General features: G+C 73.1%; 16 protein-coding genes. 14 read left to right on the top strand and 2 right to left on the bottom strand.

Annotated elements, in window-relative coordinates; all coding sequences use genetic code 11:
• Window positions 1–28: 28 nt before the first annotated feature.
• From ACZ68P_RS14875 to ACZ68P_RS14905, 7 genes are all read left to right on the top strand, one after another.
• Window positions 29–496 (top strand): ArsI/CadI family heavy metal resistance metalloenzyme, encoded by a 468-nt coding sequence (locus ACZ68P_RS14875; RefSeq protein ID WP_471006050.1) that lies wholly within the window; start codon window positions 29–31, stop codon window positions 494–496.
• A 217-nt stretch (window positions 497–713) separates the two neighbouring features.
• The gene (locus ACZ68P_RS14880) at window positions 714–3,017 is read left to right on the top strand and encodes a serine/threonine-protein kinase (RefSeq protein WP_471006051.1); all 2,304 of its coding nucleotides are present in this window, start codon (window positions 714–716) and stop codon (window positions 3,015–3,017) included.
• Between the two features lie 96 nt (window positions 3,018–3,113).
• Window positions 3,114–4,652 carry a phytoene desaturase family protein gene (locus ACZ68P_RS14885; RefSeq protein ID WP_471006053.1) on the top strand — a complete coding sequence of 513 codons (1,539 nt, stop codon included), beginning with the start codon at window positions 3,114–3,116 and terminating at the stop codon, window positions 4,650–4,652.
• Between the two features lie 204 nt (window positions 4,653–4,856).
• Window positions 4,857–5,891, top strand: a complete 1,035-nt coding sequence (gene tdh / locus ACZ68P_RS14890; protein WP_471006385.1) for an L-threonine 3-dehydrogenase — start codon at window positions 4,857–4,859, stop codon at window positions 5,889–5,891.
• A gap of 113 nt (window positions 5,892–6,004) precedes the next feature.
• The gene (locus ACZ68P_RS14895; RefSeq protein ID WP_471006054.1) at window positions 6,005–7,204 is read left to right on the top strand and encodes a glycine C-acetyltransferase; all 1,200 of its coding nucleotides are present in this window, start codon (window positions 6,005–6,007) and stop codon (window positions 7,202–7,204) included.
• 52 nt (window positions 7,205–7,256) lie between these two features.
• Window positions 7,257–8,165 carry a LysR family transcriptional regulator gene (locus ACZ68P_RS14900; RefSeq protein WP_471006056.1) on the top strand — a complete coding sequence of 303 codons (909 nt, stop codon included), beginning with the start codon at window positions 7,257–7,259 and terminating at the stop codon, window positions 8,163–8,165.
• A gap of 273 nt (window positions 8,166–8,438) precedes the next feature.
• Window positions 8,439–9,350, top strand: a complete 912-nt coding sequence (locus ACZ68P_RS14905) for a proline iminopeptidase-family hydrolase (protein ID WP_471006057.1) — start codon at window positions 8,439–8,441, stop codon at window positions 9,348–9,350.
• A gap of 98 nt (window positions 9,351–9,448) precedes the next feature.
• Here ACZ68P_RS14905 and ACZ68P_RS14910 read toward each other — a convergent pair whose 3' ends face one another.
• The gene (locus tag ACZ68P_RS14910) at window positions 9,449–11,269 is read right to left on the bottom strand and encodes a serine hydrolase domain-containing protein (RefSeq protein ID WP_471006058.1); all 1,821 of its coding nucleotides are present in this window, start codon (window positions 11,267–11,269) and stop codon (window positions 9,449–9,451) included.
• Window positions 11,270–11,440: 171 nt separating this feature from the next.
• Between ACZ68P_RS14910 and ACZ68P_RS14915 the strand changes: the two genes are divergently transcribed.
• The 4 genes from ACZ68P_RS14915 to ACZ68P_RS14930 all read left to right on the top strand — a co-directional run bounded on the left by ACZ68P_RS14915 (window position 11,441) and on the right by ACZ68P_RS14930 (window position 16,873).
• On the top strand, window positions 11,441–12,550 hold the full coding sequence (locus ACZ68P_RS14915) for an NAD(P)H-dependent flavin oxidoreductase (RefSeq protein ID WP_471006061.1): 1,110 nt from the start codon (window positions 11,441–11,443) through the stop codon (window positions 12,548–12,550).
• Window positions 12,547–14,100, top strand: a complete 1,554-nt coding sequence (locus ACZ68P_RS14920; protein WP_471006062.1) for an acyl-CoA synthetase — start codon at window positions 12,547–12,549, stop codon at window positions 14,098–14,100. Before ACZ68P_RS14915 ends, ACZ68P_RS14920 begins: the two co-directional genes overlap by 4 nt.
• A gap of 94 nt (window positions 14,101–14,194) precedes the next feature.
• Window positions 14,195–15,301: a calcium:cation antiporter gene (locus tag ACZ68P_RS14925; RefSeq protein WP_471006064.1), complete on the top strand. Its 1,107-nt coding sequence runs from the start codon at window positions 14,195–14,197 to the stop codon at window positions 15,299–15,301.
• 60 nt (window positions 15,302–15,361) lie between these two features.
• Window positions 15,362–16,873, top strand: coding sequence for a fatty acyl-CoA synthetase (locus ACZ68P_RS14930; protein WP_471006067.1), 1,512 nt, complete (start codon window positions 15,362–15,364; stop codon window positions 16,871–16,873).
• A gap of 86 nt (window positions 16,874–16,959) precedes the next feature.
• Here the strand turns inward: ACZ68P_RS14930 and paaK are convergent, their stop codons facing one another.
• Window positions 16,960–18,276 carry a phenylacetate--CoA ligase PaaK gene (paaK, locus tag ACZ68P_RS14935; RefSeq protein ID WP_471006069.1) on the bottom strand — a complete coding sequence of 439 codons (1,317 nt, stop codon included), beginning with the start codon at window positions 18,274–18,276 and terminating at the stop codon, window positions 16,960–16,962.
• A 371-nt stretch (window positions 18,277–18,647) separates the two neighbouring features.
• On the opposite strand from paaK, the gene ACZ68P_RS14940 reads away from it, so the two are divergent.
• The 3 genes from ACZ68P_RS14940 to ACZ68P_RS14950 all read left to right on the top strand — a co-directional run bounded on the left by ACZ68P_RS14940 (window position 18,648) and on the right by ACZ68P_RS14950 (window position 21,429).
• Window positions 18,648–19,871, top strand: a complete 1,224-nt coding sequence (locus ACZ68P_RS14940) for a cytochrome P450 (protein ID WP_471006070.1) — start codon at window positions 18,648–18,650, stop codon at window positions 19,869–19,871.
• A 55-nt stretch (window positions 19,872–19,926) separates the two neighbouring features.
• The gene (locus tag ACZ68P_RS14945; protein ID WP_471006071.1) at window positions 19,927–20,463 is read left to right on the top strand and encodes a cupin domain-containing protein; all 537 of its coding nucleotides are present in this window, start codon (window positions 19,927–19,929) and stop codon (window positions 20,461–20,463) included.
• A 177-nt stretch (window positions 20,464–20,640) separates the two neighbouring features.
• Entirely contained in the window at window positions 20,641–21,429 is a 789-nt protein-coding gene (locus tag ACZ68P_RS14950) for a GNAT family N-acetyltransferase (RefSeq protein WP_471006072.1), read from the top strand.
• Window positions 21,430–21,480: the final 51 nt, after the last annotated feature.

Consider the following 21,480-nt stretch of genomic DNA (forward strand, 5'->3'; position numbering starts at 1 on the left):
TCCATCCACCCGCACATCGGAGGACACCATGTCCCGCGTCCAACTCGCTCTGCGCGTTCCCGACCTGGCGGCATCCGTCGCCTTCTACACGAAGCTCTTCGGCACCGGGCCCGCCAAGCTGCGCGACGGCTACGCCAACTTCGCCATCGCGGAACCGCCGCTCAAGCTCGTCCTCATCGAAGGCGCCGAGAACGAGGACACCCGCATGGACCACCTCGGCGTGGAGGTCGACACCACCGAAGCGGTCCACGCCGCCACCACCCGCCTGGGTGAGGAAGGGCTGGCGACGACGGAGGAGAACGACACCACCTGTTGCTACGCCGTCCAGGACAAGGTGTGGGTCCACGGCCCCGGCCGCGAACCGTGGGAGGTGTACGTGGTCAAGGCGGACGCCGGTACGCTCACCAGGCAACAGGGCAGCACCTGCTGCGCCGGCACGGCCGCCACCGCCGGCGACGACGCGCGTGAACCGGTCGCCGCGGGCGGATGCTGCTGATCTCCCGATGGCCGACCCCCACACCCGCGGAGCCGCGACCGGAGCAGGGGACCGGTCGCGGCCCGGCGCCGTCCTGCCTCTCGTCGCCAGGGCGACCTCACCCCCCCGGCTCCTTCCGAGTGCCGCGCGCCCCCGCCCCGTACAAACTCCGCAGACCGGCCGCCATACTGGACGGGCCGGGGAGGGCGCGACGAATCAACGGGGGCGACAGCACGAGATGGCGGAAACCAGGCTGATCCAGGGCCGCTACCGGCTGCACGACGTGATCGGGCGCGGCGGCATGGGCGAGGTGTGGCGTGCGACCGACGAGTCGCTCGGACGCCGCGTCGCGGTCAAGTGCCTCAAGCCGCTGGGGCCTCAGCGGGATCCCGACTTCACGCGGGTGCTCCGCGAGCGGTTCCGGCGCGAGGCGCGGGTCGCCGCTTCCCTCCAGCACCGCGGGGTCACCGTCGTCCACGACTTCGGCGAGTCGGAGGGCGTGCTCTTCCTGGTCATGGAGCTCCTGGAGGGCCACAACCTCAGCCAGCTCCTGGACGAGAACCAGCAGCACCCGCTCCCGGTCCACGACGTCGTCGACATCGCCGAACAGGTCGCCGACGCCCTGGCCTACACCCACCGCCAGGGCATTGTGCACCGGGACCTCAAGCCGGCCAACATCATGCGGCTCGGCGACGGGGCCGTGAAGATCTGCGACTTCGGGATAGCGCGCCTCGGCGCCGACATCGGCTTCACCTCGCGCCTCACCGGCACGGGCATCGCCATGGGGACGCCGCACTACATGTCACCGGAGCAGATCAGCGGCGGCGAGGTCGACCACCGCAGCGATCTCTACTCGCTGGGCTGCGTGCTGTACGAGATCGCCACGGGCGCCCCGCCGTTCGACCTCGACGACGCCTGGGCCGTGCTCGTCGGTCACCGTGACACCCCGCCGCGCCCGCTGCGCACCCACCGCGCCGAACTGCCCGACTATCTGGACCGGATCGTCCTCGACCTGCTCGCGAAGACGCCGGACGGGCGCCCCACCGACGCCGGCGATCTGCGCCGCCGGATCGTCACGGCACGGACGGGACCCGCCCCGGCCGCCGTCCACGTCTCCGCCGCGACCACGACCACCCACGCGAGCACCGCCACGACGGCGAGCGCTCACCCCGGTCCGGCCCGGACCGGCGGCGCTACGGCGACGGCGACGCCGTGGCCCGCGTCCCCGTCCTCCCGACTGCCCTCCTGGACCCGGGGCATGACCGTCGGTCACCAGGCGACCGCCGGCTCCGCCGCGCTGCGCAGGCCGGCCTACGACCCGTCCGTCGGGCTCACCGGGGAGTGGACCACGGCGCTGCCCGCCGTGCCGCCGGCAAAGCCCCCCGCGCCCGCCCGTCCCGCAGCCACCCCCGAGCTGCTCGCCGTGCTGGCCGGCCGGCACCGGGCCGGCCTCGGCCTCGGCCGGCTCGGGCGCTGGGACGAGGCCCGGGACGTCCACCGTTCCGTGGCGGAGGACCGCGAGCGGGTCCTCGGCCCCGACCACACCGACACCCTCGCCAGCCGGTACGAGTTCGCCTTCACGCTCGGCAGGCTCTCCCGTCCGGCCGACGCCCTGCGCGAGTTCGGCCGGGTCGCCGAGGGCCGCGCGCGCACACTCGGCGCCGACCATCCCGACACGCTGGCCGCGCGCCAGGAGACGGCGTACGTCCTGGGCCGGCTCGGGCGCCACTTCGAGGCCCACGAGGTCTACGCCGCCGTGCTCGCCTCCCGCGAACGCACCATGGGCCCGGACCATCCCGACACCCTGCGCTGCCGTCACAACCTCGCCTTCAACCTGGGCCGCCTCGGCCGCACGGAGGAGTCGTACCGGCTGGCGCGGGAGGTGGCCGAGGCGCGGACCCGGCTCCTCGGCGCCGACCACCCCGACACCCTGGTGACCCGCTACGAGGTCGCCTCCACCCTGGGCCGGCTGGGCCGTTGGTCCGAGGCCCTGTCCACCTACCGCGACGTCGAGGCGGCCCGCGGTTCCGTCCTCGGCCCCGACCACCCGGCCACGCTCGCCGCCCGTTACGAGGTGGGCATCTGTCTGGGCCGGCTCGGCCGCGGTGCCGAGGCCCTGGAGCTCTACCGCGACCTGGTGGCGGACCGCACCCGCGTCCACGGCCCGGAGGATCCCGAGACACTGCGCGCCCGGCACGGCCTCGGCGTCAACCTCGGGCGCCTCGCCCGCTGGGAGGAGGCCCTCGCCGAGGCCAGGGACGTCTGCGCCGTCCGCGAGCGGGTCCTCGGTGCCGAGCATCCCGATTCCCTCCTCAGCCGCCGCGAGGTCGCCGTCTGCCTCGGCTGGCTGGACCGCTGGGAGGAGGCCCTGACCGCCTACCGCCAGGTCGCCGAGGTCCGCGAGCGGGTCCTCGGCGCCGAGCACCCCGACACCCTCACCGGTCGCCACGACGAGGCACACTGCCTGGAGCGGCTCGGCCGCCACGCGGAGGCCGTCGACCTCTACCGCCGCGTCGCCGCCCTGCGCCCCCCGCCCCCCTGACCCGGCTGTCCGCGCCCGCTCTCGTACGCCTCCCGCTCCCGCGCCAGGGCGGAGGGCGGGGTTCCGCACCGGGATCTCCGCGTGCTAGCAAGAGACATGACCGCACAGCGCTCGTACGACGCCGTCATCGTCGGCGGTGGCCACAACGGACTGGTCGCCGCCGCCTACCTGGCCCGCGCCGGACGCACCGTCCTCGTCCTGGAACGCCTCGGCTCCACCGGCGGGGCCGCCGTCTCCACCCGGCCCTTCGCGGGCGTCGACGCCCGTCTCTCCCGGTACTCCTACCTCGTCTCGCTCCTGCCGCAGAAGATCGTGCGCGAGCTGGGCCTCCGGTTCGCCGTGCGGAAACGGTCCGTCTCCTCGTACACCCCCCGGGGTGACGGCGGGCTCCTCGTCGGCGGCGGCCCCGACCGTACCCGCGCCTCCTTCGCCCGGCTCACCGGCTCCGACCGCGAGTGGGAAGCCTGGCAGGCGTTCTACGGCCGCACCGCCCAGGTCGCCGAGCGCGTCTTCCCCACCCTCACCGAACCGCTGCCCAGCCGCGGCGAACTGCGCGCCCGCGTCGACGACGAGACCGCCTGGCGCATGCTGTTCGAGCGGCCCATCGGCGCCGCCGTCGAGGAGACCTTCCACGACGACCTCGTGCGGGGCGTCGTCCTCACCGACGCCCTCATCGGAACCTTCGCCGACGCCCACGACCCCTCCCTGGTGCAGAACCGCTGCTTCCTCTACCACGTGATCGGCGGCGGCACCGGCGACTGGGACGTGCCGGTCGGCGGCATGGGCGCGCTCACCGACGCCCTCGCGGACGCCGCGCGCACGGCGGGCGCGGAGATCCGCACCGGCCACGAGGTGACCCGTATCGAGACCGACGGCCGCCGCGCCGGCATCACCTACCGCACCGCCGACGGCGAGGGGACCGTCGAGGCGGAGCACGCACTCGTGAACGCCTCCCCGCAGGCACTCGCCGACCTCCTGGTCGAGACGCCCCCGCCGGCCGCCGAGGGAGCCCAGCTCAAGGTCAACATGCTGCTCACCCGGCTGCCCAGGCTGCGGGACCGCTCCGTCGACCCCCGCGAGGCGTTCGCCGGAACCTTCCACATCGCCGAGGGGTACGAGCAGTTGGCGACCGCCTACGCCGAGGCCGCCGCCGGCCGGCTGCCGAGCGTCCCGCCCTCCGAGATCTACTGCCACTCCCTGACCGACCCGACCATCCTCGGCCGCGACCTCGCCGCGCGCGGCTACCAGACCCTCACCCTCTTCGGACTGCACACCCCCGCCCGCCTCTTCGCCGCCGACAACGACACCACCCGCGCCGAACTGCTCAAGGCGACCCTCGCGGAGCTCGACGCCGTCCTCGACGAGCCGATCACCGACTGCCTGGCCCTGGACGCGGAAGGCCGGCCCTGCGTCGAGGCGAGGACACCGCTCGACCTGGAACGCGATCTGCGCCTTCCCGGCGGCCACATCTTCCACCGCGACCTCTCCTTCCCCTACGGGGACGACGGCGCCGGCCGGTGGGGCGTCGAGACCGCCCACGCCAACGTGCTGCTGTGCGGCGCCGGCGCCGTGCGGGGCGGCGGAGTCAGCGGTGTCCCCGGACACAACGCGGCGATGGCGGCCCTCGGACGGTGACCCGAACGACGCCCGCCGGCCGTCCCCGGCGGGTGCCCGTCGGCGCGTCCGCACCGGGGACGTGAAGCTGATCTGCGACCGTGCTTAAGAAAACCTCGATGGACCAGGGGCCCGGCGTACGGAAGATTCTCCTTCGGGGATCTTGGCGCGAAACCGTGCCCGGACCCCCTCACTCACAGGACTCGTACGTCGGGAGCCATGGCATTGAAGGCACTGGTCAAGCAGAAGGCGGAGCCGGGACTCTGGCTCACGGACGTGCCGGAGCCGGAGATCGGCGCCGGGGACGTACTGATCAAGGTCAGGCGGACCGGCATCTGCGGCACGGACCTGCACATCCGCGCCTGGGACGGCTGGGCGCAGAAGACCATCGCCACGCCCCTCACCCTCGGGCACGAGTTCGTCGGCGAGGTCGTCGAGACGGGCCGTGACGTCGCGGACATCGCCGTCGGCGACCTGGTCAGCGGCGAGGGCCACCTCGTCTGCGGCAAGTGCCGCAACTGTCTGGCCGGCCGCCGCCACCTCTGCCGCGCCACCGTCGGCCTCGGCGTCGGCCGCGACGGCGCGTTCGCCGAGTACGTCGCCCTGCCCGCGTCCAACGTCTGGGTGCACCGGGTCCCCGTCGACCTCGACATCGCCGCGATCTTCGACCCCTTCGGCAACGCCGTGCACACCGCGCTCTCCTTCCCCCTCGTCGGCGAGGACGTGCTGGTCACCGGCGCCGGCCCGATCGGCATCATGGCCGCGGCCGTCGCCAAGCACGCCGGCGCCCGCAACGTCGTCATCACCGACGTGAGCGAGGAGCGCCTCGACCTCGCCCGCAAGGCCGGCGTCTCGCTGGCCCTGAACGTCGCCGAGGGGACGATCGCCGACGGGCAGCGCACGCTCGGCCTCAAGGAGGGCTTCGACGTCGGCCTGGAGATGTCCGGCAACCCGCGCGCGATGCGCGACATGGTCGCCAACATGACCAACGGCGGCAGGATCGCGATGCTGGGTCTGCCCGCCGAGGACTTCTCCGTCGACTGGGCGAAGATCGTCACCTCCATGATCACCATCAAGGGCATCTACGGCCGCGAGATGTACGAGACCTGGTACGCGATGTCCGTCCTCCTGGAAGGCGGGCTCGACCTCTCCCCGGTGATCACCGGCCGGTACGACTACCGCGACTTCGAGGCCGCCTTCGACGACGCCGCGTCCGGCAAGGGCGGCAAGATCATCCTCGACTGGGACAGCAGGCTCTAGGGAGGGTCCGGAAAGTACTCGGCGTCCGCCCCCGGCCCAGCCCGACCCCACGGCCACGACCCAGGCCGTCGCCCCCGCACCGTCCCGCCTCTTCACCTCCTCAGGAGCCCTCGATGTTCTCCTCCGTACGCGACGACGTCCGCACCACCCTCGACGAGATCCGCGCCGCCGGCCTGCACAAGCCCGAGCGCGTCATCGGCACCCCCCAGTCCGCCACCGTCGCCGTCACCGCCGGCGGGCGGCCCGGCGAGGTGCTCAACTTCTGCGCCAACAACTACCTCGGCCTCGCCGACCACCCCGAGGTCATCGCCGCCGCCCACGAGGCGCTCGACCGCTGGGGCTACGGCATGGCGTCCGTGCGCTTCATCTGCGGTACGCAGGAGGTGCACAAGGAGCTGGAGGCCCGGCTGTCGTCGTTCCTCGGCCAGGAGGACACGATCCTCTACTCCTCCTGCTTCGACGCCAACGGCGGCGTCTTCGAGACCATCCTCGGCCCGGAGGACGCCGTCATCTCCGACGCCCTCAACCACGCCAGCATCATCGACGGCATCCGGCTCTCCAAGGCCCGCCGCTTCCGCTACGCCAACCGCGACATGGCCGACCTGGAGCGTCAGCTCAAGGAGGCCACCGAGGGCGGTGCCCGGCGCAAGCTGATCGTCACCGACGGCGTGTTCTCCATGGACGGCTACGTCGCGCCGCTCGACGAGATCTGCGACCTGGCCGAGCGCCACGACGCCATGGTGATGGTCGACGACTCGCACGCCGTCGGCTTCGTCGGCCCCGGCGGGCGCGGTACCCCCGAGCTGCACGGGGTCATGGACCGCGTCGACATCATCACCGGCACGCTCGGCAAGGCCCTCGGCGGCGCGTCCGGCGGCTACGTCGCCGCCCGTGCCGAGATCGTCGCCCTGCTGCGCCAGCGCTCCCGCCCGTACCTCTTCTCCAACACCCTCGCCCCGGTCATCGCCGCGGGCTCCCTCAAGGTCCTCGACCTGCTGGAGTCGGCCGGCGACCTGCGCGAGCGCCTGCGCGCCAACACGGCGCTCTTCCGCTCGCGGATGACCGAGGAGGGCTTCGACGTCCTCCCCGGCGACCACGCCATCGCCCCCGTCATGATCGGCGACGCGGCGGAGGCCGGACGGATGGCGGAGCTGCTCCTGGAGCGCGGCGTGTACGTGATCGGCTTCTCGTACCCCGTCGTCCCGCAGGGCCAGGCGCGCATCCGCGTCCAGCTCTCGGCGGCGCACTCCACCGAGGACGTGAACCGCGCGGTCGACGCGTTCGTCGACGCCCGCGCGGCCCTGCGAGACTAGGTCCTGCCCGGTCGACGATCCGGGCAGGACCGACCGGACGGGACCCAGCGGAATGATCGAAGCGCGGCGGCTGCACATCCTCCGGGCGGTGGCCGACCACCGCACGGTCACGGCGGCTGCCGCCGCGCTCTATCTGACGCCTTCCGCGGTCTCCCAGCAGCTCGCGGCCCTGGAGCAGGAGACCGGCCACCGGCTGGTGGAGCGCAACGCCCGCGGCGCGCGCCTGACCCCCGCCGGCGAGATCCTCCTCGACCACGCCAACGCCGTCCTCGCCCAGCTGGAGCGGGCCGAGTCCGAGCTCGCCGCGTACGGCTCCGGCGAGGCCGGTACGGTCACGGTGGCCGCGTTCGCCACCGGCATCGGCCTGGTCGTCGCCCCGGCGATCACCGGCCTCGCCTGCACGTCGCCCGGCATCCGGGTCCGGGTGAGGGACGCGGAGGGCGACGAGAGCCTGATGATGGTCCTGGACCGGCAGGTGGACGTGGCCGTCGCCGTCGAGTACCGGGGCGCACCCGGAGAGGACGACGCCCGGCTCACCCGCGTCCCGCTGTACGCGGAGCCCTTCGACGCCGTACTGCCCCTCGGCCACCCGCTGGCCGGCGGTGAGCGGGTCGCGCTGGCCGATCTCGCCAAGGACGCCTGGATCGGCCAGTCGGCGGGCAATCCCTGCCATGACGTGACGGTCCTCGCCTGCGAGTACGCGGGCTTCGCCCCGCGTCTGGAGCACTCCTCCGACGACTTCCGCGCCGTCGTCGCGCTCGCCTCGGCCGGGGCCGGCGTGGCCCTCGTGCCGCGTTCGGCGCTCCGGGGCATGGAGCTCGCCGACGTCGTCATCCGGCCGGTGGACGGCGTCGCCCCGACCCGCCGGGTCTTCGCCGCCGTACGGCGCGGGGCGGAGGACCATCCGCTGATCAGCCCCGTCCTGTCGGCCCTGCGCACGGCCGCGGAGTCCGGCGGCTGACCCACGGTGTGGGGCTCCTGCGCACGGCGGCCGGTCCACGGTGTGCGGCCCCTGCGCACGGCCGAGGAGTCCGGCGGCCGGTCCACGGCGTGGCCCCTGCGCACGGCCCACGGTGTGCGGCTCCTGCGTACGGCGGCCGGCCCACGGTGTGGGGCTCCTGCGCACGGCGGCCGGCCCCCGGCATGCGGCCCCCGCCTCGGCCCGCCCATCATGGAAGGGCTGCCGGATCTTCCGCCGCCGGTTCGTCTGCCGCCGGACTTCTCAGGAGGCGCCATGGCCGTCACCGAGGGCACCGTGCCGTTTCGGGGCTTCCACACCTGGTACCGGGTGGTCGGTGCCCTGCCGGCGCCGGGAGGCAAGCCGCCGCTCCTCGTGGTGCACGGCGGGCCCGGACTGCCCCACGACTACCTGGAGGACCTCGCCGCCCTGGCCGAGGAGAACGGGGCGGGGCGGACCGGGGAAGCCGCGCGGACCGTCGTCTTCTACGACCAGCTCGGCTGCGGCAGGTCCGACCAGCCCGACGATCCGGCCCTGTGGGCGATGGACACCTTCGTCGCCGAGGTCGACGCCGTCCGGCGCGCGCTCGGACTGGACCGCGTCCACCTCCTCGGCCACTCCTGGGGCACCCAGGTGCTCCTGGAGTACATGCTCCGAAAGCCGTCCGGCGTGGCCTCCCTCGTGCTGGCGAGCCCCATCGCGAACGCCCCCGCCTACGCGGCCGAGGCCCGGCGGCTGAAGGACTCCCTTCCCCCCGGGGTGCGGGACATCATCGACCGGTGCGAGGCGGCGGGCACGACCGACGACGACGCCTACCTCGGCGCCGCCATGGAGTTCTACCAGCGGTGGCTCTGCCGCCTGGACCCCTGGCCCGAGCACGTCGTGCGTTCCGTCCTCACCCTGAGGGAGGAGGTCGACACCGCGCTGTGGGGACCGGAGTGGAACGTCACCGGAAGCCTGAGGGAGTGGGACGTCAGCGAGCGCCTGGGCGAGCTCGCCCTGCCCGTGCTGCTGACCTCCGGTCGCCACGACGTGGTCGTGCCCGATCTGGTCCGGCCCCTGGCGGAAGCCATCCCGGGCGTCGCATGGGTCCTCTTCGAGGACAGCGCCCATCTGGCCACCGCCGAGGAGCCGGAGCGCTACCGACAGGTGCTGGCGCGGTTCCTCTCCGAGGCCGAGAAGGGGTGAGCGGCCGGCTCCGGTGAGGGCCGGCCCCCGCCCGGCTCGCGGGGCCCCATCCACTCGCTCGGGCCTCGGCCCCGGCCCCGGCCTCCGGCCCGTACCGCTCAGTCCGTCGACCTCGTCCAGCCCACCGCCTCGATCCCCGACGCATCCGAGGCCCTGGCCTCGTCGAACAGGACCCGGCCGGCCCCGTCGACGACCCGCAGCCCGTCGACGTACACCCCGCGCCCGACGTAACGCTGGTCCGTCGTGTACCGCCAGCGAAGGCGCACGGAGGCCGATCCCCAGGCCGTGAGGTCGGCGGTCGCCTCGTGCCAGACCCGCCCGGACCAGCCGCTCACCGCACCCGCGGGCCGGGGCAGCGGCTCCTGTCCCTCGCGTCCGGTGAGGAACGGCACCGGCTCCCAGGTCGCGCCGTCGTCCCGCGAAGCCTCCAGGAACGCGGCGTCCGTCCCCGGCTCGGTGTCCCACCACAGGGCGCACCGCAGACGCGCGACGCCCGGCGGCAGCGCGGGAAGGGCGAGCGTGGCGGTCGCGGCGCTCGCCATGCCCGAGAACCAGGCGGTCCGGCCACGCGCCGGGCGGACGGGCACGGCGCGGGCCAGGCCGTTCGCGGCGGCGACCCGGGGCGCGGAGCCGGAGCGCCAGGTGCGCACGGGGTGCACGGAGTTGCCCAGGACGACGAGGAACGCGTCGGTGGTGGGGTCGAGGACCAGGCTGGTGCCGGTGAACCCGGTGTGGCCGGCCGTGCGCGGGGTGGCCAGGGCGCCCATGTACCAGTGCTGGTTCAGTTCGAATCCGAGCCCGTGCTCGTCGCCGGGGAACGCGGTGTTGAAGTCGGTGAACATCAGCTCCACGGACTCCGGGGCGAGGATCCGGGCGGGCCCGTAGGCCCCGCCGTTGAGCAGGGTGCGGGCGAGGACGGCGAGGTCCCACGCGCAGGAGAAGACACCGGCGTGCCCGGCGACGCCGCCCAGGCCGTACGCGTTCTCGTCGTGCACCTCGCCCCACACCATGCCCCGGTCGAGTCCGGACCAGGGCAGCCGGGCGTCCTCCGTCGCGGCGATCTTCGGCCGCCAGGAGGGGGGCGGGTTGAAGCGTGTGCGGTGCATCCCGAGCGGCGCCGTGATCTCGTCCCGGAGCAGGACGTCCAGGGGGCGACCGGTGATCTCCTCCAGGATCAGCTGGAGCGAGATCAGGTTCAGGTCCGAGTAGAGGTACGCCGTGCCGGGGGCGGCGGCGAGGACCTCGTTCCACAGCAGGCGCAGCTTCCCTTCCCGGGTCGGCTCCTTGTAGAGCGGGATCCAGGCACGGAACCCCGACGTGTGGGTGAGCAGCTGACGGACCGTGACGTCCTGCTTGCCGCCGCCGCCGAACTCCGGGAGGTACGCCGTGACCCTCGCCTCCAGCTCCAGCGCCCCGCGCTCGATCTGCTGGACCGCGAGGATGGAGGTGAACAGCTTGGAGACGGACGCGAGGTCGAAGACCGTGTCCTCGGCCATCGCGATCCGCTGCTCCGCCGGAAGTTCGACGCCGGTGTCCGTCTTCTCGTCGTAGCGCGCGTAGCGTACGGCCGAGCCGATCGCCCGGTGCAGCGCGACCGTTCCGCCCCGCCCGGCGAGCAGCACGGCCCCCGCGTACCAGGGATGGGCGGGGGAGGGTCCGAGGAAGGCCTCGGCGTCGGTGACGAGCCGGTCGAGATGCCCGGGCAGGAGTCCGGCCCGCTCGGCGGACCCGTGCCGCAGGGTGGGCCGTCCGCCTCGGGCGGCCCCGGATGCCGCGCTTTCCCGCCCGGGGCCGGAGGCCGCGGCGGCCCCCGGAATCGAGCCGACCATCACCGCACCTCCCAGAGCCAGCAGCCCGCCGCCGAACGCGCGGCGACCGACTCCCCGGCCCACCGACCCCTCTGCCGTTTCCTCCGTCATCCCCTACCCTCTCCCACGCCGCTGAAAGAATCCTTCGGGAACACCCGTCACATCTGAAACTTTCTTACCGGGGTGAGGGTGCGTCAAGGAAGCGGGCGGGCACCCAAAGAATCTGACACTGCATCAGAAAAGCTCTTCCCTCGGCTGTTCCGCTGCGGCATCCTGCCGCCCATGAAGACGGAGCTGAGCCAAGAGCTGGGGATCGAGCACGCCATCTTCGGCTTCACGCCCTTTCCAACGGTGGCCGCCGCCATCACCAGAGCCGGAGGGTTCGGCGTCCTCGGCGCGGTCCGCTACACCGCCCCCGGCGACCTCGCCCGCGACCTGGACTGGATGCAGGACCACACCGAGGGTCTGCCGTACGGCCTCGACGTCGTCATGCCGGCCAAGAAGGTGGAGGGGGTGAGCGAGGCGGAGGTGGAGGCGATGATCCCCGAGGGGCATCGGGAGTTCGTCCGCACCACCCTCGCCAAGCACGGCGTCCCCGCCCTCGCCGAGGGCGAGGCCTCGGGATGGCGCATCACCGGCTGGATGGAGCAGGTCGCCCGCAACCAGCTCGACGTCGCCTTCGACTACCCCATCAAGCTGCTGGCCAACGCCCTCGGCTCCCCGCCCGCCGACGTCGTCGCCCGCGCCCACGACCGGGACGTCCTGGTCGCCGCGCTCGCCGGAACCGCGCGGCACGCCCGCCACCACGCCGACGCCGGCATCGACATCGTCGTCGCCCAGGGGTACGAAGCGGGCGGACACACCGGCGAGATCGCCTCCATGGTCCTGACCCCCGAGGTCGTCGACGCCGTCTCCCCGCTGCCCGTCCTCGCCGCCGGCGGCATCGGCAGCGGCGAACAGATCGCCGCCGGGCTCGCGCTCGGCGCCCAGGGCGTCTGGCTCGGCTCCCTCTGGCTCACCACCACCGAGGCCGAACTCCACTCCCGGGCCCTCACCGCCAAACTCCTCGCCGCGGGATCCGGCGACACCGTCCGCTCCCGGGCGCTCACCGGCAAGCCCGCACGCCAGCTGCGCACCGAGTGGACCGACGCCTGGGACGACCCCGACGGGCCCGGCACCCTCCCCATGCCCCTCCAGGGCCTGCTGGTCGCCGAGGCCGTCTCCCGTATCCAGAAGTACGAGGTCGAGCCGCTGCTCGGCACGCCCGTCGGGCAGATCGTCGGCCGGATGAACTCCGAGCGCGGCGTCCAGCAGGTCTTCGACGACCTCACCCGCGGTTTCGAGCGCGCCATGGACCGCCTGAACCGCGTCGCCGGAAGGAGCCAGGGGTGAACGAGCAGCAGACGAACGGTTTCTGGTCCCAGGCCGCCGCCGACCCCACCCGTACGGTCCTCATCGCGCCAGACGGCACGGAGTGGACCGCCGGACGCCTCCACGCCGACGCCAACCGCCTGGTCCACGGACTGCGCGCGGCCGGCCTTGAACGCGGCGACGCCTTCGCCGTGGTCCTCCCCAACGGTGTCGAGTTCCTCACCGCGCATCTCGCCGCCACCCAGGCCGGCTTCTACCTCGTGCCCGTCAACCACCACCTCGTGGGACCCGAGATCGCCTGGATCGTCGCGGACTCCGGCGCCAAGGTGCTCATCGCCCACGAACGCTTCGCGGCCGCCGCGACCGCCGCCGCCGACGAGGCGGGGCTGCCCGCGAGCCACCGGCACGCGGTCGGCGAGATCCCGGGGTTCCGCCCGTACGCCGGACTCCTCGCGGACTTCCCCGAGTCGGCGCCCGAGGACCGCACCCTCGGCTGGGTCATGAACTACACCTCCGGCACCACCGGCCGCCCGCGCGGCATCCGCCGACCACTGCCCGGCAAGCTTCCCGAGGAGACCCACCTCGGCGGCTTCCTCGGCATCTTCGGGATCCGGCCCTTCGACGGCAACACCCATCTCGTCTGCTCGCCGCTCTACCACACGGCCGTCCTCCAGTTCGCCGCGGCCGCCCTCCACATCGGGCACCCCCTGGTTTTTATGGACAAGTGGGCGCCCGAGGAGATGCTGCGCCTGATCGAGGCGTACCGCTGCACCCACACCCACATGGTCCCGACCCAGTTCCACCGGCTCCTCGCCCTGCCCGGGGAGACGCGCGACCGCTACGACGTCTCGTCGATGCGCCACGCCATCCACGGCGCCGCACCCTGCCCCGAGCACGTGAAACGGGCCATGATCGACTGGTGGGGCGGATGCGTCGAGGAGTACTACGCCGCGAGCGAGGGAGGCGGCGCCTTCGCCACCGCCGAGGACTGGCTCAAGAAGCCGGGCACGGTCGGCAAGGCCTGGCCCATCAGCGAGCTGGCCGTCTTCGACGACGACGGCAACCGGCTCCCGGCCGGCGAACTCGGCACCGTCTACATGAAGATGAGCACCGGTGGCTTCGCCTACCACAAGGACGCGTCGAAGACCGCGAAGAGCCGCATCGGCGACTTCTTCACAGTGGGCGACCTCGGCGTCCTGGACGAGGACGGCTACCTCTTCCTCCGCGACCGCAAGATCGACATGATCATCTCCGGCGGGGTCAACATCTACCCCGCCGAGATCGAGGCGGCCCTCCTCGCCCACCCGGCGGTCGCCGACGCCGCGGCCTTCGGCATCCCGCACGCCGACTGGGGCGAGCAGGTCAAGGCCGTGGTCGAACCGGCCGAAGGCCACGAGCCGGACGAGGCCCTCGCCGCCGGCATCCTCGACCACTGCGCCCGGCGTCTGGCCGGCTACAAGTGCCCCAAATCCGTGGACTTCGTCACGTCGATGCCCCGGGACCCCAACGGCAAGCTCTACAAGCGGCGGCTCCGCGAGCCGTACTGGGAGGGCCACGACCGGGCGATGTAGACGACCCGGCCGGGTGAACCGCGCGGCGGCGTCCGCCCGGGCCCCCATGGACCTTATGGCCGGTGTACACACCCTTTGTGGCAGTATGCTGATCATGAGTTCGAGCGCGGCGGGTCTTGCACGGCAGTGGACCACCTGGGGACCGGTCGTGGCGGCCGTCGCCCTCGGCGTCGCGTGGGGACGCGACCTGCCCGGCTTCGCCGTGGCGCTCATCGCCGTCTGTCTGATCGCCGCCGTGCTGGCGGCCGTCCACCACGCCGAGGTCGTCGCCCACCGCGTCGGTGAACCCTTCGGCTCGCTCGTCCTGGCCGTCGCCGTCACGGTCATCGAGGTCGGACTCATCGTCAGCCTCATGGCGGGTGGCGGCGAGAAGACCTCCACCTACGCGCGCGACACCGTCTTCGCGGCGGTGATGATCACATGCAACGGCATCGTCGGTCTCTCCGTCCTGGTCGGCGCCCTGCGCAACCGCGTCGCCGTCTTCAACGCCGAGGGCTCCGGCGGAGCCCTCGCCACCGTCTGCACCCTCGCGACGATGACGCTGGTCCTCCCCTCCTTCACCACGAGCCACCCCGGGCCCGAGTTCTCCAGCGCCCAGCTCGCCTTCGCCGCCGTCGCCTCCCTGTGCCTGTACGGCGTGTTCGTCACCGTCCAGACCTTCCGGCACCGCGACTACTTCCTGCCCGTCACGCCCGACGGCCAGGAGGCGCCGCTGTCGGAGGACGAACACGCCGCGCCGCCGACGCTGCGCCAGACCTGGGCCAGCCTCGGCCTGCTGGTCCTCGCTCTCGTCGCCGTCGTCGGCAACGCCAAGCTCGTCTCGCCGACCATCGAGGACGGCGTCCAGTCCGCCGGCCTGCCCAAGGCGGTCGTCGGCGTCGTCATCGCCCTGATGGTGCTGCTCCCCGAGACCCTCGCGGCCGTGCGCGCGGCCCGCCGCGACCGCATGCAGACCAGCCTCAACCTCGCCTACGGCTCCGCGATCGCCAGCATCGGTCTGACGATCCCGGCGATCGCGCTCGCGTCGATCTGGCTGTCCGGGCCCCTGGTGCTGGGTCTGGGGCCCCTCCACATGGTGCTGCTGGTGCTCACCGCCGTGGTGAGCGCCCTGACCGTGGTGCCCGGACGGGCCACGCTCCTCCAGGGCGGAGTCCACCTCTCGATCTTCGCCGCGTTCGTCTTCCTCTCGTTCAGCCCCTGACCCGCGCCATCCGGTTCCGGGTACTTGACCCGCCCCTCGGTGCCCACCGAGGATCCGGGCATGGAACGACTCCTGAGCCGTACCGTCGACGGTGTCCTGCGGATGAGCGCGCAGCGTGTCCCCGACCGGATCGCCGTGCGGTACGCGGACCGCTCCTGGACCTACGCGGAGCTGGACGCGGCGGTGTCGACGGGCGCCGCCGTCCTGCGTGAGCGGTACGGACTGGCGGAGTCCGCCCGCGTCGCGACGTACGGTCACAACTCCGACGCCTATCTCATCGCCTTCCTGGCCTGCTCGCGCGCGGGCCTGATCCACGTCCCCGTCAACCACCACCTGACCGGTGACGACCTGTCGTACATCCTGGGACAGTCCGGGAGTTCACTGGTCCTGGCCGACCCGGCCCTCGCCGGCCGTGTCCCCGACGGCTTCGCCGTGACGGCGCTGAGGGACGCGGACGACTCGTTTCTGGCGGCCCTCGCCGAACCGGGCACGTACGACGCCGACCGCGACGCACGCGCGCACGTGCAGCTGCTCTACACCTCGGGAACCACGGCCCTGCCGAAGGGCGCGGTCATGACCCACCGCGCGCTGGTCCACGAGTACGCCAGTGCCATCGAGGCCCTGGACCTCCACGAGGACGACAAGCCGGTCCACTCGCTGCCGCTCTACCACTCCGCGCAGACGCACGTGTTCCTGCTGCCCTACCTGGCGGTCGGCGCCGAGAACACCATCGTCGACGCCCCCGACCCCGCCGTCCTCTTCGGTCTGATCGAGGCGGGACGCGCCGACAGCCTCTTCGCCCCGCCGACCGTCTGGATCGGCCTGTCGAACCATCCGGACTTCGGCGCCCGCGATCTGTCGGCCCTCCGCAAGGCGTACTACGGCGCCTCGATCATGCCCGTGCCCGTCCTGGAGCGGCTGCGGGCCCGCCTGCCGGGGCTGCGCTTCTACAACTGCTTCGGGCAGAGCGAGATCGGACCGCTCGCCACCGTGCTCGGTCCCGACGAGCACGAGGGCCGCATGGAGTCCTGCGGGCGGCCCGTCCGTTTCGTCGAGGCGAAGGTCGTCGACGAGGACGGCGGAGAAGTCCCGCACGGCACACCCGGCGAGATCGTCTACCGCTCCCCCCAGCTGTGCGACGGGTACTGGGACCGGCCGGAGGAGACGGAGGAGGCGTTCCGGCAGGGCTGGTTCCGCTCCGGCGACCTCGCCGTCCGTGACGCCGAGGGCTACTTCACGATCGTGGACCGGGTGAAGGACGCCATCAACTCCGGGGGAGTGCTGGTCGCCTCCCGCCAGGTCGAGGACGCCCTCTACACCCACCCGGGCGTCGCCGAGGTCGCCGTCGTGGGACTCCCCGACGAGCGCTGGATCGAGGCGGTCACGGCCGTCGTCGTCCCGAAGGCCGCTGTCACCGAGGACGAACTCCTCGCCCACGCGCGGGAGAAGCTCGCCCACTTCAAGGCCCCGAAGAAGGTCCTCTTCGTGGACGCGCTGCCGCGCAACGCCAGCGGGAAGATCCTCAAGCGCGAGCTCCGGGACCGCTTCGCCACCCGGGCGGACACGACCTGAGTCCCGCCTGTGCGGCGACGCCCTCCGCACGGACGCCGCTGTGCGGCGACGCCCTCCGCACGGACGCCGCACCTTCCGGACACTCCCTACGGGCCTGCCGTCCGGGCCGTGCCGCCCTCGTCCTGCCGGAGGTCCACGATCCGCCTGATCTTGCCCACCGACCGCTCCAGCGTCTCGGGGTCGACCACCTCGACCCCGACCGAGACCCCGATCCCGTCCTTGACGGACCGCGCGATCGCCCGGGCCGCTTCCGCGCGCTGCTCGGGCGTCGCCTCCGGGCGGGCCTCGGCCCGTACCGTCAGCGCGTCGAGGCGCCCCTCGCGGGTCAGCCGCAGCTGGAAGTGCGGCGCGACCCCCGGCGTACGCAGCACGATCTCCTCGATCTGGGTCGGGAAGAGGTTCACCCCGCGCAGGATCACCATGTCGTCGCTGCGGCCGGTCACCTTCTCCATCCGCCGGAAGACCCGCGCCGTGCCCGGCAGCAGACGGGTCAGGTCCCGGGTGCGGTAGCGGACGACGGGCATGGCCTCCTTGGTGAGCGAGGTGAACACCAGCTCGCCCTCCTCGCCGTCCGGCAGCACCTCTCCCGTGAGCGGGTCCACGATCTCGGGGTAGAAGTGGTCCTCCCAGACGTGCAGTCCGTCCTTGGTCTCGACGCACTCCTGCGCCACCCCGGGGCCCATGACCTCCGAGAGGCCGTAGATGTCCACCGCGTCGATCGCGAACCGTTCCTCGATCTCCCGCCGCATCGCCTCGGTCCACGGCTCCGCGCCGAATATCCCGACCTGAAGCGAGGTGGTGCGGGGATCGACGCCCTGACGCTCGAACTCGTCGAGCAGCGTCAGCATGTACGAGGGCGTCACCATGATGATCTCGGGCTCGAAGTCCTGGATCAGCTGGACCTGGCGCGCCGTCATGCCCCCCGAGGCCGGGATGACCGTGCAGCCGAGACGCTCGGCGCCGTAGTGCGCGCCGAGCCCGCCCGTGAAGAGTCCGTAGCCGTAGGCGACGTGCACCCGGTGCCCGGAGCGCCCGCCGGCCGCGCGTATCGACCGGGCGACCACGTCCGCCCAGACGTCCAGGTCGCGATCGGTGTACCCGACGACGGTCGGCCGCCCGGTGGTCCCGCTGGAGGCGTGGACGCGCCTGACGCGCGAACGGTCCACGGCGAACATGCCGAAGGGGTAGTGGTCCCGCAGGTCGGTCTTGGCCGTGAACGGGAAACGGGCGAGGTCCGCGAGCGAACGGCAGTCCTCGGGACGCACTCCCGCGCCGTCGAAGGACCGCCGGTAGAAGTCCACGTTCTCGTAGGCGTGGCGCAGCGTGGAGCGCAGGCGCTCCAGCTGGAGGGCCTCCAGCTCCGCGCGTCCCAGCCGCTCGCCGCTGTCCCACAGGTCCGTCATGCGCCGTACTCCCGTCCCGGTGCCCGCCCCGGCGGCGGCCGCCCGTCCGCAGCGGGCGACCGATCGTTCGGTTGATCCGTCCGGATCAGTAAATCCGGCCGGACCCCGTCCTTGGCAAGGGGGTGGGACGAGATTTCCGCGCCCGTCTCCGTGTGTGTCCGTATGCGTGGGGCCCCGGCCGGTGGCCGCGTGGTGCGCGGCGCGGGTGCCGCACGCGCCCGGGTGTGCGGGCGGCAGACCGTGCTCCGGGCCGCCGCAAGATCACGCAATGGAGTGCGTTTGACCTCCTCCGTGCGCATGCGTGCGAAAAGCGGGGGATGGGTCAGGGGAGTACCGGACCCGCACGCACCCGCACCCGCGAAGGCCGCCCCATGACCACGACCGTCACTTCCGAGTCCGCCGACGTCCCCCAGGTCCATTTCTGGGCCGTGCCCGACCTCACCGGCCTCGACTTCGATCCCCTGCTCGCCCGGCTGCTGCACGAGGACCCGGTCACCCGCGTACGGCTCCCCAACGGCGAGGGTCACGCCTGGCTCGTCACGCGCTACGAGGACGTCAAGTTCGTCTCCGTCGACCCCCGCTTCAGCCGGCAGGCCGTCTGGGGGCGCCAGGTCACCCGGCTCGCCCCGCACTTCATCCCCATGGACGGAGCCGTCGGCTTCGCCGACCCGCCCGACCACACCCGGATGCGCCGGGTCGTCGCCCGCGCCTTCAGCGCCCGCGCGCTGCGGTCCCTGCGTGACCATGCGCAGGCCACCATGGACCGCCTCCTCGACGCGGTGGAGGTACACGGCGCCCCCGCCGACCTCATGGCGATGGTCAACCGCCCCTTCCCGCTCGCCATGGTCAGCGAGCTGATGGGCGTGCCGGAGGGCGACCAGCCGCTGATGGCCCAGTGGTCCGACACGATCATCTCCGCCGGGGCCGGCCGCGAGGCCAGCGAGAAGGCCAAGGCCGAGATGGGGCAGTACTTCACCGATCTCATCGGCCGCAGCCACGGAACGGGCAAGGAGACGCTCGTCGCCGTCCTCGCGGACGCCGTCGGCGACACCACCCTCGAGGAGCACGAGGCCGTCGGCCTCGCCGTCCTCATCCAGATCGGCGGAGCGCACGCGGTGCGCAACAACAGCGCCAACATGGTGTACGCCCTCCTCACCCACCCCGAGCACCTCGCCCGGCTGCGCGCCGACCCCGGCCTGCTGCCCCAGGCCGTCGACGAGCTGCTGCGGTACATCCCGCACCGCAACGCCGTCGGCCTGTCCCGGATCGCCATGGAGGACGTGGAGGTCGGCGGCGTGCTGATCCCCCGGGGCGAGCCCGTCTACGTCTCCTACCTGACCGCCAACCGCGACCCGGAGGTCTTCCCCGACCCCGAGCGGCTGGACTTCGACCGCGACTACAACCCGCACGTCGCCTTCGGCCACGGGCCCCACTACTGCCCGGGCTCCGCACTGGCGCGCATCGAGTCGGAGATCCTCCTCGACACCCTCTGGAAACGCTTCCCCGACCTGCGCCTCGCCGTACCCGAGGATCAGATCCAGTGGCAGCGCGGCGCCCTGATCCGGGGCCCCGAGACCCTTCCGGTCACCTGGTGACCGGGCCGGCGCGGTCGCGCGGCGAAGGCACGGCGACGAGAGGACGGAGGACCGCATGACAGCCATTCAGGCGCGCGGGGGGCTCGTCGTGCCGCCCGGCCACGGTAAGACCCTCACCACCGCCGCTCAGCGGGTCACCTTCAAGGTCACCGGCGAGCACACCAGGACCGCCTCCACGTTCGAGGTCGAGGTCCCGCCCGGGTTCGACGTCGGCGCCCACACCCACGGCCACAGCGAGGAGCTGTTCTACATCCTCGAAGGCGAACTGGACGTGCTCGCCTTCGAGCCGCTGGTGCGCACCCCCGACCGCTGGCGGGACTGGGAGTCGGCCGCCGGCGAGAGGGTCGTACGCGCCACTCCCGGCACGCTGATCCTCGTGCCGCCGGGCTGCCCGCACGCCTTCGCCAACCCGACGGGCGAGCCCGCGCGGATGCTGTTCCAGGCGTCCCCGCCCCCGGACCACGAGCGGTACTTCGAGGAGCTGCTCGAGATCCTCGGCTCCGGCGGAGAGGTCGACCACGCGGCCGTGGAGGAACTGCGCCGCCGCTACGACATCGAGCAGCTCACCCCTTTGCACCACTCCACGGCCTGAGGCCGGGAGGCGGCGCGACGCGGCGGAGCGCCTGGCCGGGCGCCCGGGCGGAGGTCCGCGCGACGCCCTGGACGCGCGACCCGCCGCCAGGGCGTCGGCCAGGCCGTGGCCGGCGGATGACGGCGAAGTCCGGAAACCCGTTTGCCCGCCTCCGGGGGCCGGTGCTGGAGTGACCGCATGGACTCCTCGGACCACCCGGCGATACTGCGCCGGTACGACCGGCAGCTGCGGCTCGGCGCCCGCCCCGACGGCCCCGGCAGCCGGGTCGAACGGGACGGCCCGGTCGTCCGGCAGACCGGGCCCGAGCACGCCTGGAACGGCGTCCTCTGGTCCGGACTCGACGAGACGGACGCCGACGTCGTCATCGCCCGGCAGATCCGCCACTACACCCGGCACGGCCGACGCGCGTTCGAGTGGAAGCTGTACGGCCACGACGGCCCGGCCGACCTCGCCGTTCGCCTGCGCGCGGCCGGATTCACCGCCGAGGACCAGGAGACCCTGATGGTCGCCGAGGCGGCGGCGCTGCCGACCGCCGTGGAGCTGCCCGACGGCGTCGAGCTGCGCCCGGTGACCGACGCGGCCGGGGTGCGCCTCGTGACCGAGGTCCACGACCGGGCCTTCGGCGGGGACAGCTCCCACATCGGCCGGCAGCTCATGGACCGGCTCGCCGCCGACCCGGGGACCGTCACCGCCGTCCTGGCCATGGCGGGCGACGAACCCGTCAGCGCCGCTCGCCTGGAGCTGTATCGCGGCACCGACTTCGCCGGGCTCTGGGGCGGCGGCACGGTCCCGCCGTGGCGCGGCAGGGGCCTCTACCGCGCGCTCGTCGCCCATCGCACGCGCGTTGCCGCCGCACACGGCCACGCCTACGTCCAGGTCGACGCGGCGGACACCAGCCGCCCGATCCTCCAGCGCCTCGGATTCGTCCCGCTGACGACGACGACCCCGTACGTCTACGTTCCCTGAGGGCCGGGAGCGGCTCGGCGGCCGCCCGACGGAAGGGGGCCCCGCCGGGGC

This window comes from Streptomyces sp. NPDC036822 (assembly GCF_055609145.1).

What these genes read in the sequence shown, in the direction of transcription:
- ACZ68P_RS14940 (WP_471006070.1), top strand. Translation starts at nt 18,648, where the DNA reads ATGACCACGACCGTCACTTCCGAGTCCGCCGACGTCCCCCAGGTCCAT.
- ACZ68P_RS14900 (WP_471006056.1), top strand. Translation starts at nt 7,257, where the DNA reads ATGATCGAAGCGCGGCGGCTGCACATCCTCCGGGCGGTGGCCGACCAC.
- ACZ68P_RS14945 (WP_471006071.1), top strand. Translation starts at nt 19,927, where the DNA reads ATGACAGCCATTCAGGCGCGCGGGGGGCTCGTCGTGCCGCCCGGCCAC.
- paaK (WP_471006069.1), bottom strand. Translation starts at nt 18,276, where the DNA reads ATGACGGACCTGTGGGACAGCGGCGAGCGGCTGGGACGCGCGGAGCTG.
- ACZ68P_RS14930 (WP_471006067.1), top strand. Translation starts at nt 15,362, where the DNA reads ATGGAACGACTCCTGAGCCGTACCGTCGACGGTGTCCTGCGGATGAGC.
- ACZ68P_RS14895 (WP_471006054.1), top strand. Translation starts at nt 6,005, where the DNA reads ATGTTCTCCTCCGTACGCGACGACGTCCGCACCACCCTCGACGAGATC.
- ACZ68P_RS14950 (WP_471006072.1), top strand. Translation starts at nt 20,641, where the DNA reads ATGGACTCCTCGGACCACCCGGCGATACTGCGCCGGTACGACCGGCAG.
- ACZ68P_RS14910 (WP_471006058.1), bottom strand. Translation starts at nt 11,269, where the DNA reads ATGACGGAGGAAACGGCAGAGGGGTCGGTGGGCCGGGGAGTCGGTCGC.
- ACZ68P_RS14925 (WP_471006064.1), top strand. Translation starts at nt 14,195, where the DNA reads ATGAGTTCGAGCGCGGCGGGTCTTGCACGGCAGTGGACCACCTGGGGA.
- ACZ68P_RS14905 (WP_471006057.1), top strand. Translation starts at nt 8,439, where the DNA reads ATGGCCGTCACCGAGGGCACCGTGCCGTTTCGGGGCTTCCACACCTGG.
- ACZ68P_RS14875 (WP_471006050.1), top strand. Translation starts at nt 29, where the DNA reads ATGTCCCGCGTCCAACTCGCTCTGCGCGTTCCCGACCTGGCGGCATCC.
- ACZ68P_RS14880 (WP_471006051.1), top strand. Translation starts at nt 714, where the DNA reads ATGGCGGAAACCAGGCTGATCCAGGGCCGCTACCGGCTGCACGACGTG.
- ACZ68P_RS14885 (WP_471006053.1), top strand. Translation starts at nt 3,114, where the DNA reads ATGACCGCACAGCGCTCGTACGACGCCGTCATCGTCGGCGGTGGCCAC.
- ACZ68P_RS14915 (WP_471006061.1), top strand. Translation starts at nt 11,441, where the DNA reads ATGAAGACGGAGCTGAGCCAAGAGCTGGGGATCGAGCACGCCATCTTC.